The sequence below is a fragment of the Domibacillus robiginosus genome (assembly GCF_000966195.1).
GTDB classification, from domain to species: Bacteria; Bacillota; Bacilli; order Bacillales; family Domibacillaceae; genus Domibacillus; species Domibacillus robiginosus.
Genome location: NZ_LAHL01000057.1, coordinates 66,170 through 92,084 on the forward strand (window position 1 = coordinate 66,170; position 25,915 = coordinate 92,084).

Below are 25,915 nucleotides of genomic sequence, written 5' to 3' on the forward strand. Positions count from 1 at the left end.
TAAGGGAATTTTTTTGAAACGTCATTTAGTTTACTGATTGGAACATATAAAACGCCACTATGAAAGCCAGTCTCCCTAAAAAATATCTAAAATGCTCATTTTGTTAATGAAGTCAAAGAGGTCAGAAAAACATTAAACAAAGTCAATATAGTGTTATAAAAAATGAAAGACAGTATGGAATAATAAAAAAGCTAACAATAAATTGTCTGAAAAGTCGGATAGTTAAAGAGAGGGGGGAGGGTTAAGATAAAAATTTAAAAGTAGAAATGAAAGCGCTTAAAATAGGTTATTCTTTTTCTTTCACAGCTATCAATTATGATAGCTAGTACATTCGTAACAATAGTTTGAATGGTAAATGCCATAATCGAAGCATTTCAGCTCTTTTTAATATCTTTAGAGAAGAGAGAGGATGACTATAAAATGGTAAGTAAAAGAAAAAAAATGAAAAAGATTGTTGGATCTTTAACAGTTGCCTCCACAATACTTGGCTCCGTTACTTTCGTAAATCCAAGTGAACCTCAAGCTGATACAGTTACCAAAACGATTACAATCGACGGAAATAACGTAGATAAATATAACCGCTTTAAAGGATTTGGAACGGTAACAGCAAATAACACCTCACGATTGATGCTGGACTACAAAGAAGAACACCCAAAAGAGTATTGGGAAATAATGAATAAGCTATTTAATAAAGAAACTGGTGCCGGACTCACACACATTAAAGTGGAGTTAGGAGCGGATGTAAATTCATCTTCAGGTACAGAGCCGGCAACTATGCGCTACGCCGACGAACCGGCAGATGTACTCAGAGGAGCAGGATTTCAGTTTGCCGCTGATGCAAAATCAATTAATAGGGATATCACAATCGAAATTTTGCGCTGGGGAGAACCACGCTGGACCTGGACTGGTGCTGCAAATCAAGACTATGAAAACCGGTACCAATGGTACAAACAAACAATCGATGCTGTATATAAGGAATATGGTTTTAAACTAGATTATGTTGGAATCTCTCAAAATGAAAGGGCACAGAATAATGGAAGGAATGAAGTTGACTGGCTCAAATACTTTACTTCAAAAATTAAACAAGAACCAAACTATGATTCAGACTACAAGGACATTAAATTTGTTGCATCAGATGGCTATCGTGACACAAAAACGATTAGCCGTACACTGTTAGACAACCCGGATTTAATAGATGAAATTGATGTTATTAGTTCCCACTATGGCCTGACTGGCTCCAATGAACTTACGCAGTTACAGAACAAATTGATTGCTGAAGGGAAAAAGCCAAAAGAAAGCTGGGTTTCTGAAGGGATCGCGCCAATGATTAATGCGCGTTACCGTGAAAATATGGAACCGAATTATAAAGGGCTGGGAGGAAAAGCTGGGATTGTTGATGTGACATCGCGAATTATTTCTGCATATTCATGGACAGGAGCAGGCAGTAATCCACTAAATGCTGTTTCATTCGACTTCCAGCCTTCTGTGGCGGCTTTTTATGAAGGCTCTTCCTATAATCCGAAACACTTAATTAGCGCATATGACCCTTGGTCTGGCTTTTATGAAGTAGATGGCGGACTGCAGGGTGTTCGTCATGTGATGAACTTTGTCGGATATGATGATCACACCACACCTGAAAATGAGCGCTGGATGTATGTAAAGGATGCAACGTTCAGTGACGGCAGTTTTTTTGATGGCGGTGTAGACGTTGATACAAGCACAAACAATTACATGACATTAAAAGATCCAGAAACGGACGATTACACAACCGTTTTTGCAAACAATACAAAACAGACACGGACATATACAATTCATACAAAAAATTTAAATGGAAAAGAAAACGCACCTGTTTATGTATGGGAAACACGCGGTGGGGATGAAGGACAGGCATATGATGCAAACTGGTTTAAAAATGTCAGCAAAGTAGAACCAAAAGATGGGGAGTACGAAGTAGAAGTGAAACCATATTCTATTGTGACTATTTCAACACTGGACAAGGAGTCTGAAATAGAGGATTTTGAATACCGTTCACAACCCGCTGATTTATCAAAAGATACCATTATGCCGCTGCCATATAAGGACGATTTTGAATACGATAAATACCCTGTTGACGAAAAAGGCCGGGATTACGTTGAGCGCCGTGGAGGCACACCTCGCTATACAACTGACCAAATCGGTGCTTTTGAAGTTGTGAAAGAAGCAACGAAACCACTAGCTGCTGGAAGCGCAGAACGTGCAGAACTGGAAATCCCAGAGGAAAAGAAGCATGGAAACATGCTGCAGCAGAAAATTACACATGACATTATTGGGGCAGATTGGGCTGTTTGGGGAGGAAAGGATGGATCAGCATCAAACAGTAATCCGAATACTACAATCGGTGATCATCGCTGGGTGAATTACAAAGTTTCCTATGACTTTTTATTAGATACGCATACACCTGAAGCAGCGGACAGAAGCAACTATGCTTTAATCGGTGTACGACAGGTGAAGGCCGGTGGAGAAGATTCTCACGCCCCATACAATGCTAGAGTTTATGTGGATGGAAAATATGAAATTCTTAAACTGGGGAAAGTAGTGAAAAATGGAACAATTGAAGGGTTCGACAATAAAGTATGGCACAATTTAGCCTTTGAAGCGAAAGAAAATGAATTTACGCTTTATCTTGATGAAAAGGAAATTGCGGTTTATACGGATGAAGATTCAACTGTAATGGCTGGACGAGTTGCGTTAGGGTCTGGTTACTATGAAACCCTTATTGATAATTTGCGTATCGAGCCAATCAAAGGGTATACGTACGAATCTGAAAAGGTTGACAGTGCACAAGGAAAGAAATACGAAACAGAAGAAGGGGCTCTAAATAATTTCAATTCGTTGAATCCAATCAGATATGTTGGGAAATGGGACTATACGCAGGCAGGTTATGCGCATTTTAACCGTACACAAATGACTGCTAAAACGGATGTGCCTGTTTGGAATGGCGTAACGGTGGGATTCAAAGATACGACTACGGTACAAGGAGCTTTAAACAAAGTTCATTATTCTGGAAACTGGCCATCAAATAGTGCCAATACGTGGGGATCTAATGGAGCTTCATTTGAAATGACATTTAAGGGCACTGCTATCAGGTTATTCGGTATAACGAACCCGTCAAATGGAATAGCAGATGTTTATTTAGATGGGCAATTAGTTGGCGAAGCAAATTACTTGAACAATAGCGAAATTCATCAAATGGTCTGGTCTTCAGAAAATCTTGAAGATAAAGAGCACACACTTAAAGTAGTAGCAAAGAACAAGCCTATTAGCTTCACTAAAGCAGAAATAGATACAACTGACCCTGTATTAGCAGTTAAAAAATTGGCCGCTGATAACATTGTGAAAATATCTGATGAAACGCTAATTGGAAATGAAGAAACTACTGTTTATGCATTTAGAAAAAATACAGCATGGGGATCAAATGCTACAAATGCCTGGGCAAATTTTAATGATGATCCGTATATTTTGATTCATTTCACAGGTTCAGGCATCGATTACCTGTCTGGAACCGGAGATAAAACGCTGTATAACTTTGAACTTGATGGGGTAGATGTGGGGAACTTTGGCGTAGATACAGCTACAGGTGTAAGGTATTCGGTAAGAGGGCTTGAAGAAAAAACGCATACGCTAAAAGTTTCGCTCAAAGATAATGAAAAGAAAGAAACGTACATGGACTACCGTGGGGTCAATATTTATAGTACTCCAAAAGTAGACATTCCGGACAGCAGCATGATTTTCGATTTTAAAGGATCCGGCTTCAACTTATTCGGTGCGACGCCGGACGCTTTAATTGATGTGTATATTGACGATCAATTGATAAGTAAAGACTTTAGGGTTTTTGCTAAAGGAGATAGACAAACTTCTTACAACATAAGAGGGCTGAAAGATGGAAAGCACACTGCCAAAGTGGTTATAAAAGGAGGCACTTTTGTATTAGACGGCATTGATGTCATTACAGGTAAAAATAAAGTGGAAGTAAACAAAGAAATGTTGCAGCGATTGTATGATGAAAATATAGATCAAGAACAGAAGGACTATACTAAGGAAAGTTGGAAGCCTTTCCATTCAGCGTTAGTAAAAGCCAAAGTGGTACTAAAGAATCCGCAGGCTGCCCTGGACCAAGTGGCTGCTGCGTATTCAGCTCTAGAATCAGCGGCTGAAGGATTAGTAGAGCTTTCGGACAATTAACATTTCTCTTGATAACAAAATAGGTATAAAACAAAAATAGGAGCTGTTTCAAGAGCCCTTATGTGAAAACGCCAGAAAAGCTCTTTAAAGCAGTCTGCTAGATTCTTTCGATGGTCTTGTTTTTAAAAGTCGCCCTTAGGCGGCTTTTTTCAAGAATTCACAAAAGAATCACTTAATAAAATGTTATCTTAGCGAAATTCACCAAAAGTGGAAAGAGAAAAGAGGTAAAAGGGAAAGTGCCGCCCTCAAAAGGGGGATACGTTTTGCTGAAAGGAGAAACTGTTTTGAAAAAAGCATTAATAGTATGGGGAGGATGGGAAGGGCACCAGTCAGAAGCAGTATCAAATATACTTGCGGATATGCTTCGGTCAGAAAAGTTTGAGGTGACATTGTCAAATACACTTGATTCATTTTCAGATATTTCATTGATGCAGTCTATGGATTTAATTATTCCTAATTGGACAAATGGCAAGATTGCCAAACAGCCGCTTTCTAATTTGATAGAAACCATACAAAACGGATGCGGTCTCGCTGGCTGCCATGCTGGAATGTGCGGTGCGTTTCGGCAGGAGGTTGATTATCATTACATGACAGGCGGTCAATGGGTACAGCATCCTGGAGGTGATGGTATATGTTATACAGTTCGTATTACCGATCAAAATCATCCCGTCACAAAAGGTATGACAGATTTCGAGGTCTTTACAGAACAATACTATATGCACATTGATCCAGCTATCTCGATTCATGCCGTGACGAATTTCGATAAAGTTGAAATGCCAGTTGTCTGGACGAAAAAGTGGGGAAAAGGAAACGTTTATTATAACAGTCTCGGACACAGTCCAGAAATTATTCAGCAGCCTGCTGTCTATAAGTTACTGAAAAAGGGATTTTTATGGGCATCTCGCTGAACAATTGGTTGTGTTCGCTTCTTATCTTGCAGTCGTCTAAAAAATTTTTTATCTCCAATCTTACATTAAACGATTTTCCTAACAAAACCACTTTATAGCAGGAGTAATAAGGTCTGTTAAATGGATGAATGATAAATAATGAATAAAGGATTGATGATAATGATCACAGAAACAAAACCAAATTTGGGCTGGCTTTCAGATCCGGCTGTATTTGCTGTAAACCGACTACCTGCACATTCGGATCATTTATATTATGAAACAATGGAGGAAGCAATGGGATTAGCTTCAATGCCATTAAGGTATGATCTAAATGGAAGCTGGAAATTTCATTATGCTGCAAACCCCTCCATTCGCCCGGAGTATTTCTATCGTACTGATTTCAACTGCTTAAGCTGGGGAGATATCACTGTGCCGGGGCATATTCAGCTGCAAGGATATGGGAAGCCGCAATATGTGAACACAATGTATCCGTGGGATGGCATGCATGACATCCGCCCGCCTCATATTCCAGCAGACGATAATCCAGTCGGCAGTTATGTGAAATACTTTGAAGTGCCAGAAAACATGGAAAACAAGCCCTTGTATATTTCATTCGAGGGAGTAGAATCGGCTTTTTATATTTGGCTGAACGGTGAATTTGTTGGTTACAGCGAGGATTCATTTACGCCAGCTGAATTTGAGCTCACGCCTTTTTTGAAGAAGGGGGAAAACAAGCTGGCGGTGGAAGTGTATCAAAGAAGCACTGGCAGCTGGCTCGAGGATCAAGATTTCTGGCGGTTTTCAGGCATCTTTCGTGATGTTTATTTGTATACGGTACCGGATCTTCATGTGAGGGACTTGCATATTCAGGTAGATTTAGATGCTTCCTATACAGATGGCACCATAAAAGCGGACCTCTTCTTTTTGAAGGTGCCTGCTGCTGGATCAGCGGCAGCGGTAGAATTGTATAATGCTACCGGGCAGCTTATTTCGTCTCAAATGACCGGGATATTAGAGAAAGAAACATCTCTTTCTCTTGCAGTACGGAATTCTGAGAAATGGAGCGCGGAATCCCCTTATTTATATACCATGTATTTTAGAATTTTAGATGAAAACAGTGATCTTGTTGAAGTTATACCACAAAAAGTGGGCTTTCGAAAGTTTGAAATGATTGATAATATTATGTGCCTGAACGGAGAGAGAATTGTCTTTAAAGGCATCAACCGCCATGAATTTAACTGCCGGACAGGGCGAGCTATTACCAAAGAAGATATGCTGTGGGATATTAAGACTTTAAAACAAAATAATATCAATGCTGTACGCACATCTCACTATCCGAACCAGAGCGAATGGTATGATCTTTGTGATAAATATGGCATATACGTCATTGATGAAATGAACCTAGAAACGCACGGATCATGGCAAAAAATGGGGGCGGTAGAGCCCTCGTGGAATATTCCCGGAAATCAGCTGGAGTGGCAGGATATCGTCATGGACCGCGCGATTTCCATGTTTGAGCGAGATAAAAATCATCCGTCTATTTTAATCTGGTCGTGCGGCAATGAATCTTATGCCGGTGAAGTGATTTTATCGGTGTCTAAATACTTTAAATCTGTTGATCCGGAGCGCCTGGTGCATTATGAAGGGGTTTTTCATAATCGCGACTACAATGATACAAGTGACATGGAAAGCCGGATGTATGCCAAGCCGGCGGACATTGAAGCCTATCTATCGGACAAGCCGGATAAGCCATACATCAGCTGTGAGTACATGCACGCAATGGGTAACTCACTCGGCGGTATGCACAAATACACAGAGCTTGAAGATGAATATCCAATGTACCAAGGCGGATTCATCTGGGACTACATAGACCAGTCATTAATAAGAAAAGACCGCTACGGAAAGGAATTTCTAGCATACGGAGGCGATTTTGGAGACAGGCCGACGGATTACAGCTTCTGCGGAAATGGAATTGTAACGGCGGATCGAAAGCTGTCACCGAAAATGCAGGAAGTGAAATTCCTGTATCAGAACATCAAGCTATTGCCAGAAAAAAATGAAGTGAAGATACAAAACCAGCAGCTTTTTTTAGATACGTCTGGCCTTGAATTGCAGTACGTACTGTACCATGAAGGCATAAAAGTATTTGCAAACAAAGCGGACATTCATATAGAAGCGCAGAGCACTCAGTCAGTCTCATTTCAATGGCCAGAGGGATTAATGAACCGGCCCGGAGAGTACTGCATTCATGTTCAGGTTTTCCTGAAAAAAGGAACGATCTGGGCAGATAAAGGGCATGAGGTGGCATTTGGGCAACATGTATTTAAGCAGGATAATCAAGAAGCTCAGCAAAAAGATTTTGGCTTAAAAGCATTGCGTGTTGTTAATGGCGATGTCAATATTGGTATTCATGGATTGGATTTTACAGCTATCTTTTCCAAACAGGCTGGCAGCTTGGTGTCATTAAAATATGAAGGAAAAGAAATGATTGAAGTGCCTCCAGCTCCTTTGTTTTGGCGCGCACAGACTGATAATGACAAAGGCTATTCACAGGCATTTCATTCAGGCGGATGGCTTGTCGCCAGCATAGCTAGAAAGTGCTCGCATATAGAGCTAAAAGAAGAAGGAGAGCTTGTAAGTATAGTATTCACATACACGCTTCCGATCAGTATGAGTGTGGAAGTAAGCGTGCGTTATACAGTTGATCCGGATGGAAACATTCACGTGAAAACAGCATACCGAGGTGCAAGGGGCCTTCCGAATATGCCGATTTTTGCTCTTTACTTTAAAGTATCAGCTGACTATGATCAGTTCAGCATGTATGCGATGGGACCAGATGAAAATTATTGTGACCGGTCAAAAGGTGCGCGGCTTGGATGGATTCATGGAACTGTTTCAGCACATAAAGAATATTTGGTGCCGCAGCAATCGGGCAACCATACAGGGGTGAGAAAAGCTGCTTTAACAAACAAAAGCGGTAAAGGTATTCAAATTTCATCTGTTACAGAACCGCTTGAGTGTCAGTTCTCTCCATATACAGCATTTGAGATAGAAAACGCCAGCCATCATTATGAACTGCCGGAAGTGCATTACACTGTTGTAACAGTGGCAGAAAGACAGATGGGTGTTGGTGGTGACGACAGCTGGGGAGCACCTGTGCATGAAGAGTATGTACTGTGTGCAGAAGAAAACAGGGAATTTGAGCTTATCCTGTCCAGAATCTAAGAGAACAATGAAGAATATGATTTTGATACGCCACAGTGTGTATTAAAACGAAGCAGCCTTATCTAACAGTGAGCAAACCAGGGCTTGTGTACGAGCTTCTAAAAGACTCATGAAGGCGGCTTCTTCTCTGTTAATGAATGTAGCATTGTCTATTCCTTTTTCGCTGATATCCATACAATCAATGATCAAACAGGTGTATTCCGCAAAGAGGATACACCTGTTTTTTTATGAAACATGTCAAAAAAAGCGTATAAAGGCTAAAAAAAGTTGATATGAAGTTTTTCCGGTCTCCTTTAGAATTTACAGTAAGCAAAAGATAAAAGAAAGGAGAGAAGAAAATGGAATCAGCCGGCTTAATGGGGAAGCTGCAAGTCATTTGTGAATGGGTAACGAGGCTTGCTTATGTGAATCTGCTATGGATTTTATTTACCTTAATTGGCCTGATTGGAGCGGGTTTTGCTCCGGCAACGGTTGCTATGTTTTCAGTGGTGCGTCAATGGGTTCGAGGTCATGAAACAGTTCCTGTGTTTGCAACTTTCTGGGATGTGTATAAAAAAGAGTTTTTTAAAGCAAATCTTCTCAGTGGGGGGATGGGCATTTTAATAAGTGTCATACTTATCGTTGGCTTTATGATGGGCAGTCTTTCACCTGTTTTCTCAGGCCTGATGATAGGGCTGCTGTTTTTAGTTGCTGTTGTATTCTTATACTTGATTCCAGTATACGTACATTTTGAATACAGCTTCAAGGACATGATAAAAACAAGTTTTATACTGAGCACAGTGTTTCCTTTTCGGACTATTGCAATGATTGGATCAACTATACTAGCTGTTGTGATTGCGATTACTTTTCCAGCTGTCGGAGTTCTCTTTTTTGGAAGCGCTTCAAGTTTTGTGTTGATGAAAATAACAAACGGGATTTTCACGAATATTAGCAGCAAAGAAAAAGCAGGATTGCCTGTTATCAGCACTATTCAGTAAAGACAATTAAAGGAGGAGTGAATAATGGGATTTAAAACAGAAGCACCAAATCCAACGGCCATCTCTGCCGCGCCAAAGCAAAAAAAGAAAAAGTCAGCGATTGAAAAAAATGAAAACTGGGCAGGCGTCTTGTTTATTTCACCCATGCTAATCGGTGTATCAATTTTAATGCTTATTCCAATTTTAGCAACATTCGCCCTTAGCTTTGTTGAATGGAGCTTCGTCGCCGGTTTTTCACAAATGAAATGGGTAGGGCTTGAAAACTTTAAAGCGTTACTCGGCGACAAAGTGTTTATCAAATCGCTTGTTAATAATATGCTTTTCATTTTAACGGTGCCGGCCAGTCTGGCGATTGCCCTTCTTTTAGCCATTGTCATTGATAAAAACGTATATATGAAGAGCTTTTTCAAAGTAGCGTTTTTCATGCCTTACATTTCAAGTGTCGTCGCCATTGCGGTTGTTTGGCAGGTGTTGTTTCATCCATCAGCGGGTCCAATTAACCAGACATTGATGGCACTTGGTATTGAGAATCCACCAACCTGGATTGCTGATCCGAACTTCGCTCTGTTCTCTGTAATGCTCATTCAAGTATGGATATCCATTGGATTTAACATGATCGTATATATGGCAGGATTGCAAGCTATTCCGAAAGATTTATATGAAGCAGCAGATATAGACGGAGCCAGCACATGGGTAAAATTTAGACATATTACGTTCCCAATGCTATCTTCTACAACTTTTTTCTTATTTATCACCGGCATTATTGCCACGTTCAAGGTGTTTGACCTAATCGCCGTATTAACGAAAGGCGGACCAATGCATTCAACAAGTGTGATTGTATGGCACTTGTACGAAGAAGCGTTTGTAAATTTGAAAATTGGATACGCGTCAGCCATGGCTGTCATTTTGTTCTTGTGTGTGTTCTTAATTTCCATTTTTCAATGGATTGGACAAAAGAAATGGGTGAACTATTAAGGGGGGAAAGAAGTGAAGGCTTCATTTGATTTGAAAAAAACCATCATTACGGTCGTAGCCTTTATGTTCAGTATTATGTTTTTGCTTCCGTTTATCTGGATGCTGTCAACATCATTTAAAATTGAAGCGGATGTATTCACATTCCCGGTTCAGTGGATTCCAGAACGGTGGAATGGATTCGAAAACTATAAAGAAGTATGGTTTGGTCAGTTTCCATTTTACATCTATTACTGGAATTCGATTAAAGTGGCCGTTTCTACAACCTTGTTGTCCGTTGTTGTATCTGCACTGGCAGCGTACGGATTTTCAAAAGTTCGCTTTCCAGCTGGTAAATGGCTTTTCTTGATTGTGCTTGCGACATACATGGTGCCGCCGCAGGCAATGCTTGTACCCCAATTTATTTTATATCGAAATATCGGATTATTTGATAGCCATCTAGGTCTTGTGCTGCTTGGCAGCTTCAGTGTGCTTGGAACCTTTATGCTGCGCCAGTTTTTTATGGGGATTCATACCGATTATATTGATGCTGCAAAGATTGACGGTGCGGGTCATTGGCGGATTTTCTGGTCAGTTGCAATGCCAATTGTCCGTCCGGCGATTGCCACGTACGCGATTCTGCGCTTTATCTGGACATGGAACGATTATCAGAATCCGCTCATTTTCCTGCGGACCGACTCGCTTTATACGATTCAACTGGCGATGCAAAAATTTACAACGATTAATGGTGAGTTTTATTCATTAATTATGGCGGCAGCCGTATCAGCAATTTTACCGCTTGTTATTGTATTTATCATTGGACAAAAACAAGTTATTGAAGGAATTGCGCAGGGCGGTGTAAAAGGATAAGCTGAAAAAGTCAAAATAAGCGTGAGGATAGTCAAAATAATCACATAAAAAAACAAGGCATAGTTGATAAAATATTAAATGTAAGCACTTTCAAAAAGCGCTAGAAGCGCAAAGGGGGCATTAGAATGAAAAAGAAATTATGGATTGCAGGACTTAGCTCAATGCTGGCATTGGGATCGCTCGCAGGATGTTCAGAGGGCAGTGAAAAGGGAGGAGCATCTTCCGGCGGAGGTACAGCAGACGATCCAACAACAATCACATTTTACACACACGGAAATGAAGCAAGCTACAACTGGAATAAAACACTTGCAGCTTTTGAAAAAGAGCATCCCGAAATCAATGTCGACCTGGTTGTACTAAGTGAAAAAGGCGATACGAATGAAGCCACACAAAAACTGGACCTGGCTGCAGCTTCCGGCGAACAGATGGATGTGCTGATGTTTAGTGACCCGACATCCTATGCCCAGCGTGTCAGCCTTGGTATGGTTGCGCCAATTGATGAATTTATTGAAAAAGACGGCTATAAAGTAACAGAAGAATATAAAGTAGATACAGCTATTGATGGCCAGTATTATGCATTGCCAGGCAAATTTAATCCCTGGTATGTTCTTCTAAACAAAGACCATTTAGACGCGGCTGGCTTGGAAGTCCCAAAAGATTGGACATGGGATGAATTTATGGAGTATTCAAAGAAGATGACAACTGCTGATCATAAGGGAACATACTTTCATGGACCGCAAAACGGCGGCTGGATGGAGTATATGAAATTGGCGCTTGCAAGCGAGGAAACAAACACTGATTTTGTGACCGAAGATGGAAAATCAAATCTCAATAACCCGTTGTTCCGAAAAACATTGGAAATACGCCAGAAAATGGAGAAAGAAGACAAGTCAGCTACACCATACACAGATATTATGTCACAGAAATTACATTACCGTACACAGTTCTTTAACCAGGATGCAAGCTCTATCCTAATTGGAAGCTGGATGAACACAGAACTTGGTGGAACAGACCAATTCCCACTGAACTTTAATGTAGCGGTAGCTCCATATCCAAAAAATAACCCAGAAGATGAAGGCGGTTTCACTCCAGTCACGACAGACTTTATGTCGGTTGGGGCTAACTCAGAACACAAAGAAGAAGCCTATACATTTATCCGCTGGTATACAACAGATGGCCAAATTGCACAAGGGAAAAACATTGCTTCGTGGAATGGTGTGAGTGATGAAGAACTGACTAAAACAGTTGATACGATCCTGGCTGGAACAGTCAGCCCTGAAAAGGTAGATAAAGAATCTCTCATTAATGTGTTGAAAAACGCAAAATCATCTAAAATGACAGCGCCGGTTCCTTATAATGCCGAAGTTTCTAAAGTCGTCAATGAAGAATATGAAAAAATGATTTTCGGTGAGCAGGATATAGATGAAACGGTTAAAAATGCGGATCAGCGTGTCCAAGAATTGATAGACAATAATAAGTAACCGGTTACAATAAAGAAAGGGGCTCATTCATTTTCGCCCTCAGCTAAGGAGTTGATGAGGGTGACGAAGCAATGGAAGCCCCATTCTTTTCGAACAAAAGTCATTTTAGCGTCGATGATCTGTATTGTTTTTCCGACGATCATTATGCTGCCTATTTATAATTATCTATCGAAAGACGCAGTCCAGGAGCAGGCTATCTTAAATGCAAATAGGGAATTGGATTTAATTAACGGTTCTGTTTCGAAGCTGTTCGATGACATGCTGTACATTACAAACTTTATTCAGGTAGATTCAGAATTAAATGCGATTTTGAAAAGCAAAAATGCGCCCCAAAAGGAAAAACAGAATCAGCAGGAAGCTTATGAGCAATATCTGAATGATGTGAAGGTATTGAAAACGATTGACAATATCACATTAGTTGGCGAGAAATCATATGTAACCATCTTGCTGACAAATGGTAAAACATATGCCAATTACCCGAATAGTGATTACGAAGCCAGGAACATGTTTCATGAGCCGTGGTTTGATCAATTGGATAACATTAGCGGATATGAGTCTGTCTGGATTGGTACTCAACCTACTGTGTTTGAATCAGAAAAAAAAGAAAGCCCTTATCAAATTTCAGTAGGAAGGACACTTCGGTCAGAAAATTCAAAGATTTATGGCTATGTTATTGTAACGATGATGGAAAACAAAATTAGGGACGTTTTAAAAAGTCGTGATCGTTCAGAAACTGTATTCATGATGAGTGAAGAAAACCGGATTTTATCACATACTGACAAAGAAAAAATAGGAAACTTATTCACAGAATTTGAAGAAGCCAACAATTTCGGCGACACAGAGATTGTTCGCTTATCAGGCGAAGAATATTTAATGAGCAAAAAACAGACTACCTTTAAAGAATGGACCCTTATTTCCCTCATTCCATACGAGCGTGCTGTTTTTAAATTAAATTCAATTTTCAAAAATATTTACCTTATTCAAATCGTTTTGTTTGTCGTTTTTTCTATCATATTAACGTATTTGCTGAAAACTCTTACGAACCCTCTTGTGAAAATGGGGAAGGTGGTAGAGCGGGTGGAAAACGGCGAGATGAATGCAAGAACAGGAATCAGAAATGATGATGAAATCGGTCGGTTATCCGCTTCTTTTGATCACATGCTGGACCGTATTAACGAAATGATTGAAGAAATTACGGATACACAAGTGAAAAAACGGGAAGCCGAGCTGGACATGCTTCAGGCGCAGATTAATCCACATTTTTTATTTAATGTGCTCAATTCTATTCGAATGAAGCTGCTCCATAAACGAGATCGTGAAAGTGCCGAGATGATCAGCTCGCTGTCAAAGCTGCTGCGGATGACGATTGATAAGGACAAGGGCATGATCAGCCTGCAGCAGGAGATCGACATGGTGACCGACTTTGTGCGAATTATGAATATGAGGCAAAAAGAAAAAGCGGTATTGAAAGTAGATGTATCACCGGAAGTCCATGATGAAAAAATTCCCCGCTTTGTCCTGCAGCCGATTATCGAAAATTCGATGATTCATGGCTTGAACCAAAGTGCTGGCCTTATTAACATTCAATCTTTCACAGATGGCCAATACTGTATTATTGAAGTGGAAGATGACGGACAGGGAATGGACACACAGGAGCTGTCTAGGCTGAAAGAGCGGGTTCGTCAAACTGCTTACACAGATATTCCAGATCCAAGAAAGAAAAAAGGCTTTTCGAGTCTCGGATTGGCCAATGTGTATCAACGGCTTTGGATGACATTTGGCGGCACATTTCGGATGGGTATTGAAAGCATCCCAGGCAAAGGAACGAAAATAACATTATATATTCCTATACAAGGCGGTGAGCAATGATGTATAAGGTGATGCTGGCGGACGATGATTATCCGGTGCTTGAGTTGTTATCTGAGATGATTCAGTGGGAGGATCTAGGTTTACTGCTTCAGAGCACTCATGAAAATGGACAGAGCGCCTTTGACTATGCACAAAAGGATATGCCAGACATACTAGTGACGGATATAGGGATGCCAAAAATGAACGGTATTGAACTGACGAAGCAGCTGAAAGAAATGAATCCTAATCTGCCGGTTATCATTTTATCATGCCACAATGAATTTTCATTTGCTCAGCAAGCCTTGAAGCTAAGAGTGCAGGATTATGTATTAAAGGACACGCTTGATCCTGATGATTTAACTATTTTATTAAAGAAAGTAACCGACCATTTAGAAAAAGAGGAGGAACAATCGGAAAAATTTGAAAAAATGAAGAAAAATTTGGAGCAAAACAAGGGAACGATGAAAGAGAAATTCATTCGCAAAACAGTATATCAACCGATTTTCAACGAACAAGATTGGTATGAAGAAGCCGAATTAATGGGACTTCTTTTAAGAAGCCAGACATACCTGCCAGCCCTGTGCGTAATTCATGATTATCAAGCAGTGAAGCAGTTGTTTGCTTCTGAGGACATGCTGTATTATGCACTTCAAAATGTGCTTGCGGAAGCAACAGCGGATTGGCATTCAGACATTGCTTTTTTCCATTTTGAAGGAAGTGACTCTTTTCTCTTTGTGCCATACACTGACAGCTTGAAGGTGGGCGGGATGAGACAGGCAACAGAGAAAATGGAGCATCTTCAAGCCATTGTGAAACAGACACTTAATTTATCGATTTCATTTGTTGTTGGAAGGCCGTGTGAATCGGTTTATTTCTGCAAAGAGGAGCTGCTTTCTTTTATTTTGAATGCGGAACAGCGTTTTTATATGAAGCAGGGATCGATCGTAAAAAATGAAGTATCAGAAAGCAGGACCAAGGATGATGTGTTTACCTGGTATGAAGAAGCATCGGTAGATTTCCGGAATTTAATTTTGGAAAAAGAGATGGATCGGGTTCAATTTGTTGTAAAAAAGTGGAGTCAGTTTCTACAGGATAAACAGTTTCCTCCTGAAATGGTGAAAGACTGGCTGTTAAAAATGTTGCTTGATATAAAGATGAAAACAAAAGCGTTACAGTTTCTGGATGTTCGGGATCCGGACGATTATCTTCATCAGCAAGTTTTTACTATTAATTCAATGCATGAACTTGAATTGTGGCTTATTCAATATCTTCATTCACTGATCATGCTGGCGGAAGAAGCAACCGGCCAAACCCGAAGAAAAGAAATTTTAGAAGCCTGTCGGTATATATCGAGGCATATTGAACAAAAGATCAGCTTAGATGAAGTGGCAGCCTCTCTTTATTTAAATCCAAGCTATTTCAGCCGACTGTTTAAAAAAGAAGTGGGTGAAACGTTTGTGGAATATGTAATAAAAATAAAAATGAATCGAGCTAAAGAACTACTTGATGAAACATACGATTCAGTCGGAAAGATATGTGAGAAGCTTGGATACGACAATCAAAGTTATTTTATTAAACTTTTTAAAAACCATACTGGGGTGACCCCGGCTGAATACCGGAATCACTCAAAACAAAGCAGGTGAAACGATGGGAATTCCTTTCTCAGTAAATAAAGGTGCCGCTCTTTTTTTTCATGATGATCAAGAAAAAGAACAGTGGAAGAAAGCGATTCACTCAAGCACCTGGCATAAACGGCTGATCAAAGAGATAAAGGAAGAAGCGAAAGTGCTTTTCAATGAAAAGCCGGTCCGAGAAACGTATTCGCTTTTCCGGCTTTTTGCGAAAACAGGATCAAGGCTTGAGTATGAGCGCATTTATTTCCGAAAAAGAAAAAGGCTGAACACATTTGCTCTTCTTGCTTTTCTCGAACCGGACGACATGCGATATAGAGAAGAATTAAACGAAGCAATTTGGGCTATTTGTGATGAATATACATGGTGCCTTCCTGCACATGTTCCAGAAAAGAAAAAAACGGAACAGGTCATTGACTTATTTGCGGCTGAGACTGCAATGGCTCTTTCGGAAATCCTACGTATATCGGATGAAGCGGTTGATCCAGTTGTCCGGCAGCGGGTAACAGAAGAAGTCGAACGACGTATCTTTATCCCGTATCGCGGTCAATCTTTTGAATGGGAAACAGCAACACACAACTGGGCAGCCGTTTGTGCCGGGTCAATTGGAGCTGCTGCTCTCCATTTAATAAAAGAACAGGATAAATTGGAACAGCTGCTGAGAAAAGTGCGGGGGACAATGGACTGTTATCTGGACGGCTTTGCGGAAGACGGCGCATGTACAGAAGGCTATGGATATTGGCAGTATGGGTTCGGATATTTTGTTTACTTTGCTGATCTTTTATATAAAAAAACAGACGGTGCTATCGACCTGTTGCAGTCAGAAAAAGTGCATCAAATTGCTTTGTTTCAGCAAAAATGCTTTCTTCATGAAAACCGAATCGCTAATTTTTCAGATTCGCTTCCGGAAACAAGTGTGTTCCTGGGACTCAGCCATTATTTAAATGGCCGGTTTCCAGATGTACACATTCCGGATGAGCAGTTGGGTGCTCACTTTACAGACGACCATTGCAGCCGCTGGGCGCCTGCTTTTCGTAATTTATTATGGGTGAAGCAGAATAGAGGGAAACCATGGCCGGATAATTCCTACTTTTTAAAAGATGCCCAGTGGTTTGTTTCCAGGCATAAATCGTACGCATTTGCTGCAAAGGGAGGTCATAATGGGGAACCTCATAATCATAATGATGTCGGTCACTTTATTTTAAGTGATGCAGATAGCGTTTACTTTCAGGATATTGGCAGCGGCTTATATAGTAAGGACTATTTTGGTGAAGGGCGTTATTCGTTTTTGTGTAATGGTTCACAAGGTCACTCGGTTCCTGTTATAAATGGCTTTTTGCAAGAAGAAGGACGCGACCGGTCTGCTCAAGTGGAAAGAGTTGTCCTGGATCGTCAGACGGAACAACTGCAAATAGATTTAGTAAAAGCGTATAAAGATCCAACCCTGCAGCATTTAAAGCGGTCGTTTATATGGAAAAAACATGACAAGCCTGCTCTCATACTAAAAGATTCATACTGCTTTTCTAAAAAACCAGAATCGATTGTGGAACGGCTGGTGTCACCCGTTTTGACGATTGATAAATCAGAAAACGGTTTTGTGCTAGGCGGGAAGCTGTTTGTTCAATTTGATCACAACCAGCTCAAATTCACAAAAGAAATAACAGAATATTCAAATCATTTTGGTGAAGTGAAGCAGGTTATGCTGTTGCATTTTGATCTTATTATCCCAAAAGAAGCGTGTGAAATTGAAATTCAATTTAAATTTTTATAAAAGGAGAGGACGAAATGACACAAACAGCTTCATGGTCAACAGAAGCGTGGAACAAAGTACAAGAAAAAGTAAAAAGAACAAGCCAAAATATTGGCGCAGGGTTTCCGCATGCGAGTGTAGGTGGAACGTATCAGCTAGAAGCTCCTTCCTGGTGGACTGCTGGCTTTTGGCCAGGCCTGCTTTGGCTGCTGCACCGGGAAGCACCTTATGATTCATTTAAGCAAATTGCAGAAAAATGCGAGGAACAGCTCGATGCCGTCATGATGGATTATTACCGGCTTGATCATGACATGGGCTTTATGTGGACGCTGACAAGTGTAGCAAACTATACGCTGACTGGAAATGAAGACTCCAAGCGGCGCGGACTGCTGGCAGCGAACTTACTCTTAGGGCGGTTTAACAGCAACGGGAACTTTATCCGTGCCTGGAATCCCTGGTCTGAAGGAGAAAAAAATGAAGGATGGGCTATTATTGATTGCCTGATGAATGTGCCACTTCTTTTTTGGGCTTCAAGCGAAACCGGTGATCCCCGTTTTAAAATTGCGGCAGAAAAACATGCGGATACGGCACTAAAGCATTTTATTCGAGAGGACGGCTCGGTTCGGCACATTGTGCGTTTTGATGCGGAAACAGGCGAAGTGGCCGAATACATTGGTGGACAGGGACATGGCCCAGAATCAGCCTGGTCCCGCGGTGCAGCCTGGGCTCTTTACGGAATGGCGTTATGCTATCACCACACTGGAAAAGAAGCGTATTTACATGCTGCAAAACGAGTAGCCCATTGTTTTATTGCTCATTTGCCTGATGACTCTGTTCCACATTGGGATTTCCGTCTTCCGGAAGATGTGCCCGGCAACCGTGATTCTTCCGCTGGTGCGATAGCGGCAAGCGGCCTGCTCTTTTTAGCTGGAAAATTGTCTCTTATTGAAAAGAATATATATCGGGAAGCAGGAGAGAAAATTCTTCGATCGCTTTACGAAAACTACGGGGATTGGGAGAATCCAGATGAAGAAGGCTTAATTCTTGAAGGCACAAGCCATTTTCCGGAAGGGAAAAATACAAATAATCCGCTTATTTATGGCGACTATTATTTTGTTGAAGGTCTTGCCCAGTTAAATGGTGAAAAAGAGGTATTCTGGGCACCTGCGAAAAAGAAGGTGTTAAAGGGATGAAGACATCAATAAAGCTGCCGATTCAAGAAAATCCACTTCGTACCCGATCTGATTTAAAAGAAGCCATTACTCAATTATGTGACCCGTTAAAACCCCTTTATACGAAAGGAAAAGCTGGACTGGATATTGGGAGAACAGGTGCCAGCTATCCTGATTCAACAGCCCAATTTGAAGGATTTTCCCGCGTTCTTTGGGGGCTGGTTCCTCTTTTGGCTGGTGGAGATGATTCTGATTTATGGGAAAGCCACTTGCAGGGAATCAAAAATGGAACAAACCCTGAGCATGAAGAATACTGGGGAGATATACACGATTTTGACCAAAAATTGGTGGAAACAGCCGCATTCGGTTTTTCACTGGCGTTACTTCCAGATACGAGTTGGAATGGGTTACATGATCAGGAAAAACAGAACCTATATAACTGGCTCAGTCAAGTAAACAAGTGCCAAGCACATGACTGTAACTGGCTGTTTTTTCAAGTGCTTGTGAATATCGGGCTGAAGCGGGCAGGTGCCGATTATGACCAGAACGTAATAGAAAACAATTTGAACAGAATCGAGTATTATTATCAAAAAGAAGGCTGGTATACCGATGGTGTGGGTGGACATGCGGATTATTATGTTCCATTTGCTCTTCATTATTACGGACTTTTATACGCCAAATGGATGGGAGACGAGGACCCGGAGCGCTCCAAGCGTTACAAAGGCCGGGCAGAAGTATTTGCCAAAGACTTTATTTACTGGTTTTCAGAAGACGGTTCATCGATCCCTTACGGAAGAAGCCTGACCTACCGCTTTGCGCAGGGATCTTTTTGGGGCGCAGCGGTTTATGCGGGGATTGAACCATTCCCGATGGAAGTCATGAAAGGGATCATTCTTCGCCATTTACGCTGGTGGTTTAAACAGCCGATTTTTGATCGAAATGGGATTCTCACAATCGGGTACGCGTATCCGAATCTTGTAATGGCTGAAAATTATAATGCACCGGGGTCACCCTATTGGTCATTTAAAGCCTTTTTACCGCTTGCCCTGCCGGAGAGCCACCCATTTTGGCAAGCAGAAGAGCTGCCCTTACCAGAACTTGAAGACAAAAAAGTGCAGCATTTACCACATATGGTCATTTGCCGTCAGAAAGAAACAAACCATGTGCTTGCGTTTAACACAGGATATCTTCACACAAACGACCACACCCATACATCAGCCAAATACGAAAAATTTGTTTATTCGAATGTGTTTGGATTCAGTACTCCACGGGCAGAATGGGGACTTTCTCAAGGAGCTTTTGATTCAACCCTTGCTTTGTCGGAACGAGGCGACCATTTATACAGGGTTAAAAGAAAAATAGAAGGATTTAAAATGGAAGAAAATGTTTTATTTTTCAGATGGAAGCCGTGGGCGGACGTAGAAGTGAAGACATGGATCGTTCCAGGAGCTCCCTGGCATATACGCATTCACTGTATTCAAACAGACCGGCCGCTGGATACAGCAGAAGGCGGTTTTGCTTTGGGAATTGGACAACAGGAAGACCTGTCTTTTTATAAGAGAGACCAGCATAGCCAGCATAGTGGAGCCGTTTCACATGCAGGTAAAAGCTTTATTAAATTACTTCATGGTGGTGGAAAAGCCGATCTTGTTTATCCGAATGCCAATACGAATATCATTCATAACCGGACAGTCATCCCGACCATTAAAACGAGCATCGAACCAGGAGTTACTTGGCTTGCAAGTGCTGTGTATGGATCGCCTCACAATCAGGATGAACCAGATGCGCCAGAAATTGAAATTCAAGGAAACATCATTAGAATTCAAATGACGGAATCAAACGAAGTGGTGCTGTCTGTGTAATTATTTTTTTAGCAAACAAGGATAAGCTGGTTTCCGAAATGGATCCAGCTTTTATTTTTGTCAGACACCCAGATCTTTCGCCAATGATGAATCAATCAAAAAAAGGAGATGTCCTAATAGCTTCGGAGCGTCGTCCTTAACAGCAATCGAATCTGAAATAGCCATAATGACAGTACTGCCAAAGAATAAATAGCTTTTTCATTGAAAAATGATTTGGAGGAACGATAAAGATGACTAAATCCGGTTTAATGATAGAGGATCGAAAAAAGGAAATTTGCGGATTAGCTGCCAGAAGAGCTCTGGAGTTACCTCTTTTATCTAGTGGATTCTGGTTTCATAGTGATATACGAGATAATTTTTATTATGCGATTCATTTATACAAATATTGTATCGAGAAAGAATTAGAAGCTGGTTGGAGTAAAGAAAAGCTGGAGGATGCTAAGGGTATTGCTCTTAAAATGATCAGTAAAGTTTTATCGCTTCAAGTCAGAGATGCTCAGGATCATATGTATGGACACTGGCCGCTAGATTTAGGCAGTGACCCATCTGCAGCAAAGCCCAATCAACTCCCAGTAGAATTAATGGGATGTTTGCTTATCTTGTTTTACCATCAATATCAGCATCAGCTCTCTCCTGGAGTGAAAAACGATTGTTATCTTGCCATTACAACGATTTATAAAAGCTCTTTGTATGCTCGTCCATTAAAGGACATGAATCACCACGAAGCCAAGCATACATCCCTTATGCTGCTTCTCGGACACTTCTTTCACGATCAGGCATTGATGGAAAAGGGGTTACAACGCGCTAAACAACAACTCCTGCATATCCAGCGATATGGATTTAAGGAATACGGCGCACTCCCCTGGTATTGGCATTGGATTCAGTCTTTTACCTGTGTATGGGAGGTAGTTGAGGACACAGAGGTGCGCCAAACAATGAGTAGCCTGCTTGATTACCTATGGCAGCTGCGTGCAGATTATTATTTGAAAGGCACATGGGTTGGTCCTCATTCACGTCAATGGGCCCACGATGTACCTAAAGACAATAATACGCTACTCGATTATATCCAATTTGGTGATTTTCCTTTACCTGACGAAATAACGAGATTGGAAGGAGCCGCTTTGTATACCTATAAGGTTTCTAATGACATTGTACAGCGTGCGGTTAATAAAATGAAACCAATGGAAATCAAGCAGAAAATCCAATTTGCAGGATCTGATGGTTATGTGCAGGAGAAGGCACACACATATGTATTTACGACGCCTGACTATGCTGTCGGCGGTATTTGGGAGAGACGAAATGAATTTGATAATGAACAAAAGCGGTGGGATATCACTCTGCCATTAACTCAAGCCACTATAGTTAAAAGGGTAAATCAGGCATTCTTCTTTCATCCGGGCGAAAACTATGTTTATGGTGATGACCGTCATGCAAGCTCTTTTGGTAAAGTGATGTATCATAAGGACACTGTTATTGAAATGTGGGCTATTCCCGCAGAGGAAAAGAGGGCTTATCCACATATTGTAGGTTGTCTTCCAACAGGACAGTGGCATTTTGAACATTTAAGTGGATACGGTCAGGTTGAGGATGTTTATTTAACATACCAACTTATGAATAACAGTCAAACTGAAAAAAAGCCAGACAGAATTTCAATTACGAGTTCACTTATTTCGGGATGGAATGGAGCTATTATTGAGGTAGTTTCTTGTAAGGATGCTCGGGATATCGGTATTTATAGTTTGGAGTCATTCATCGCAGCGGTAAAAGAGAAGAATGAATTATCCTTTATTACCAAAAGCACAGTTTCAGAGGGTGTTGAGGAAGTATCTGTTTTCTATAGAACGTGGCGAAATGATACAATACGCTTCAGCGTGAACAAGTCTGGTAGTTGTGAACGAGTTCTTAATAATAAGCCGTTTTCCTATAAAAATAATCATACCTGATTTTTCTTTATCACGGTGACTTTTGCTAAGCATTGCTTACAGAAGTATTTAACAGCTCATGGCAGGAAAATACCAAAGTCGGTAGCTAGTATAAATATTTGGACGAGCCTATTTGGAAACGCACATATTATGTATCCATCAACAAAACACAGTTAAAAACTAGGCGAATAAAATAAACTATGAATGATAGTTGGTTATTTGAAAGAAATGATTGAAAACGATCCCATGATAAAACAACTTAATAAAAATAAATTAGAAAAAAATTATTATATAAGTTGAACGAAGGATTTTACATACTGCTTCTCAGAAAAAGTGTAGAAAACAGACTTAGACCGGGTAAGTAAAGCAGTAATCGTGGGGTTGCATTCCATGGTCAGCGTTCGCCCCTGCTGTTAGCGCAGCCGCCACTCCGAAGCCCATTATGCTGCTTATTAAAAAGCATTCTTACAGGATGTCAAACGGTCCATGTAAAAATTTAATTCAACTTATATAGTTCCTTTTTATGTAGTATCTTTAAATAAGAACCGTGTAAAGATTTTTCTTATAGCTTTATAATAAGTTTTATTCTATGTGAATATAAACTGGTTTTTATTTCTATATATGATATTTTTCTTCATAAGTAAAGGATGATTCTATGAATATTAATAAAATTCATCATGCAGCGATTATTTGTTCAAATTATGAGCACTCGAAGCAGTTTTACACAGAGATTTTAGGTCTGGAGATCATAGCGGAAACATATCGAAAAGAAAGAGATTCGTACAAGCTGGATTTGCGTGTAGGGGCAATTGACCAAATTGAGTTGTTTTCTTTTTCTGATGCACCTGTGCGGCCAAGCTATCCGGAAGCGCAGGGGCTGCGTCATTTGGCCTTTGAAGTAAAGGATATAAACGAATCTGTTCATGAGCTCGAGAAAAAGGGCGTTGTAGTAGAGCCAATTCGTATAGACAAAGGAACAGGACGACGCTTTACTTTTTTCAGTGATCCAGATGGTCTTCCGCTTGAGTTATATGAGAGAGGCTGAGCTTCATTTAAAATTTATTTTCATCCATTCAGAAGTCGGTGGAGCATAAGCGCTCATGTCAAGTGTTTCTGCTCATGAAGATAAACCACTTTACGCAGAATATGAGCATGGGGTAGCTGTATAAAAGGAGTTTTTACTGAAGAAATTTTTTGGGGGGCAATTCCACATTACCTTTAAATAGATCAACTGAGCAATTTATTATTTTATGAGCTGACCGTGGCTAATGGTGAAAAAGCAATAGTTAGCTCCTCTTGAAACTACGCCAGTATGGTCAACAAAATTAGAAGAATTGCTTAAAACCTAACTTTTCTGTATCCAAATTATTGACTTCAATCCATCACTTTATGTTAATCCTGTTCTAATTTTATAACGGCGTTAGCCTTTTTAAGGTCTAAAAATAAATGAAAATGTTTGCTTGCCCGTTTCAATCGAGTAGTCAGGTATTAACCCTATTTGTGTAGATCCCTCTATGGAGCTGAAGGTAGGATCGCCCCCGCACAATAAAGCATCAATCTCCTAAACCTTTGCTCTTTAAAGGTTTATAGCATTTATAATATTAAAAATCTAATAACTTATGTTCTCCTAACCAAGAGTAAACACAATCAACAAACTTTTTAGTAGCAGGTGACATGTTTGGTTTTACGGCAAGGCCTATAAACCGAAAACATTCATTTTCTAAATTAAGAACACAGATATTGTCTGGAATGTTCGACAAAGTCATTTCAGGTCGAATACTAATACCTAAATTATTTTGTACCATGGCAATGATCGCCTGATCATCCGAAACTTCAAATTTCACATTAGGTTTTATATCATTCTTTTTAAAAATTTGCTCTATCTCATTACCCCAGCTTTTTTTAGGCATAATCAAAGGTTCAGTTTCAATTTGTTTAAAAGAAATCATATTCGATGCATGAAGAGGATGCTGATCCGACAGGATACAAAGCATTCTATCCTTTTTTAAAGGAAGAAATTCTAACGATTTTGTGATAGGTGAGGTGAGAAACCCACAATCGATTTCTCCAGTCGAAACCTCATGTTCTACGGTAAGGTAATCACCCTCAAATAACTTTACGATAATTCCCGGATAAGTATCTTGAAACTTTTTAATGATAAAAGGCAGCCATTGTGCAGCAACACTCGTAAACGTACCTATCCTGACTATGCCTGTTTCTATACCATTTATTTCTGCCGCTTCTTGTTTCATTTTATCGTGTAGGATTAAAATATCACGAACATATTCAAGCATGCGTTCACCATTGCTTGTTAAAAAAATACCCGTTTTCCCTCGTGTGAGTAATGAAAACCCCAACTCATTTTCTAAGCTAGCGATCGCATGGCTAATACTCGATTGTGTTAAATTTAAAAGTCTTGCAGCTCCGGTTAAACTCCCCGATTCCACAACAGCATGAAAAGCTTCAAAGCGATTGAGTGTCATTTTAATCTCCTTTATGCATCGAATTAGTTCATGTGTATTATTATAAATATTCAATTTACTAATGCAAGATATTTTCTTATACTGAAAGCAATTAATAAAAAAATAATATTTAAAAACTAAATATCAAAAACATTGAGAGCTAATCGAGACATATTTAGCTATTAAATTATATTTAAATAATTGTAAGCGCTTTAAATAGGGGAAGTATATTTCATCATAAATATTTTGTTTTAATATTTATTTTAAGAATTTTCTCTTTTTTTCACAAATAAACTTTGTTAAATAAAGGTTTTAGTCTAATTCTCAATTTTAAAATTAGATTTTCAAAAGAATAGTGTCAGGAAATATGACAAAAAATAAATAAAAATTAAGTTTTCAAAATATAATGTTTTCAGGTTTAGAAAAGATGAACAGTTTATTATTAGCTTATCAAATTCTTACGCTTCATCTTTAAAATGTTAAAAGAACTTCAACGGCATTTTACGTGAGTTTAATAATGAGAAGAGAAATATTAGTACTTGTCCAAAACGAAAAAGGAGAAGTTGCCCATGAATTTTGAAGTTAAATTATCGGTGGATGAAATTTTGAAAACGAAACATTTTGAAAGTGCTGAAGTTTTAGCGGGTAAAGCGGGG

The 25,915-nt window shown here is 40.0% G+C and carries 15 protein-coding genes; 14 read left to right on the forward strand and 1 reads right to left on the reverse strand.

What is annotated here, in order from left to right; translation table 11 throughout:
- Window positions 1–420 precede the first annotated feature (420 nt).
- The 14 genes from VP97_RS20520 (at window position 421) to gloA2 (ending at window position 23,842) form a co-directional block, all read left to right on the forward strand.
- On the forward strand, window positions 421–4,221 hold the full coding sequence (locus VP97_RS20520; RefSeq protein ID WP_050184025.1) for an S-layer protein: 3,801 nt from the start codon (window positions 421–423) through the stop codon (window positions 4,219–4,221).
- Between the two features lie 263 nt (window positions 4,222–4,484).
- Entirely contained in the window at window positions 4,485–5,129 is a 645-nt protein-coding gene (locus VP97_RS20525) for a ThuA domain-containing protein (RefSeq protein ID WP_245629946.1), read from the forward strand.
- 153 nt (window positions 5,130–5,282) lie between these two features.
- Complete coding sequence (gene lacZ, locus VP97_RS20530) at window positions 5,283–8,333, forward strand: beta-galactosidase, LacZ type (protein WP_082220478.1); 3,051 nt, start codon at window positions 5,283–5,285, stop codon at window positions 8,331–8,333.
- A 338-nt stretch (window positions 8,334–8,671) separates the two neighbouring features.
- Window positions 8,672–9,310, forward strand: a complete 639-nt coding sequence (locus VP97_RS20535) for a YesL family protein (RefSeq protein WP_050184026.1) — start codon at window positions 8,672–8,674, stop codon at window positions 9,308–9,310.
- 24 nt (window positions 9,311–9,334) lie between these two features.
- Window positions 9,335–10,285 (forward strand): carbohydrate ABC transporter permease, encoded by a 951-nt coding sequence (locus VP97_RS20540; protein WP_050184027.1) that lies wholly within the window; start codon window positions 9,335–9,337, stop codon window positions 10,283–10,285.
- 63 nt (window positions 10,286–10,348) lie between these two features.
- Window positions 10,349–11,131, forward strand: coding sequence for a carbohydrate ABC transporter permease (locus tag VP97_RS20545; protein WP_156153582.1), 783 nt, complete (start codon window positions 10,349–10,351; stop codon window positions 11,129–11,131).
- 125 nt (window positions 11,132–11,256) lie between these two features.
- The gene (locus VP97_RS20550; RefSeq protein ID WP_050184029.1) at window positions 11,257–12,612 is read left to right on the forward strand and encodes an ABC transporter substrate-binding protein; all 1,356 of its coding nucleotides are present in this window, start codon (window positions 11,257–11,259) and stop codon (window positions 12,610–12,612) included.
- Between the two features lie 60 nt (window positions 12,613–12,672).
- A complete protein-coding gene (locus VP97_RS20555) occupies window positions 12,673–14,481 on the forward strand; it encodes a sensor histidine kinase (RefSeq protein ID WP_050184030.1) in 1,809 nt (602 codons plus the stop codon).
- The gene (locus tag VP97_RS20560; protein WP_050184031.1) at window positions 14,478–16,103 is read left to right on the forward strand and encodes a response regulator transcription factor; all 1,626 of its coding nucleotides are present in this window, start codon (window positions 14,478–14,480) and stop codon (window positions 16,101–16,103) included. The genes VP97_RS20555 and VP97_RS20560 overlap by 4 nt, the downstream gene beginning before the upstream one ends.
- Before the next feature lie 4 nt (window positions 16,104–16,107).
- A complete protein-coding gene (locus tag VP97_RS20565) occupies window positions 16,108–17,862 on the forward strand; it encodes a heparinase II/III family protein (RefSeq protein WP_050184032.1) in 1,755 nt (584 codons plus the stop codon).
- Window positions 17,863–17,876: 14 nt separating this feature from the next.
- A complete protein-coding gene (locus tag VP97_RS20570; RefSeq protein ID WP_050184033.1) occupies window positions 17,877–19,034 on the forward strand; it encodes a glycoside hydrolase family 88 protein in 1,158 nt (385 codons plus the stop codon).
- Window positions 19,031–20,875, forward strand: coding sequence for a DUF2264 domain-containing protein (locus VP97_RS20575; protein ID WP_050184034.1), 1,845 nt, complete (start codon window positions 19,031–19,033; stop codon window positions 20,873–20,875). Before VP97_RS20570 ends, VP97_RS20575 begins: the two co-directional genes overlap by 4 nt.
- Window positions 20,876–21,105: 230 nt before the next feature.
- On the forward strand, window positions 21,106–22,818 hold the full coding sequence (locus tag VP97_RS20580) for a hypothetical protein (RefSeq protein ID WP_050184035.1): 1,713 nt from the start codon (window positions 21,106–21,108) through the stop codon (window positions 22,816–22,818).
- Between the two features lie 634 nt (window positions 22,819–23,452).
- Entirely contained in the window at window positions 23,453–23,842 is a 390-nt protein-coding gene (gene gloA2 / locus VP97_RS20585) for an SMU1112c/YaeR family gloxylase I-like metalloprotein (protein WP_050184036.1), read from the forward strand.
- A gap of 556 nt (window positions 23,843–24,398) precedes the next feature.
- Here the strand turns inward: gloA2 and VP97_RS20590 are convergent.
- Window positions 24,399–25,280: a LysR family transcriptional regulator gene (locus VP97_RS20590; RefSeq protein WP_050184037.1), complete on the reverse strand. Its 882-nt coding sequence runs from the start codon at window positions 25,278–25,280 to the stop codon at window positions 24,399–24,401.
- Between the last annotated feature and the right edge of the window lie 635 nt (window positions 25,281–25,915).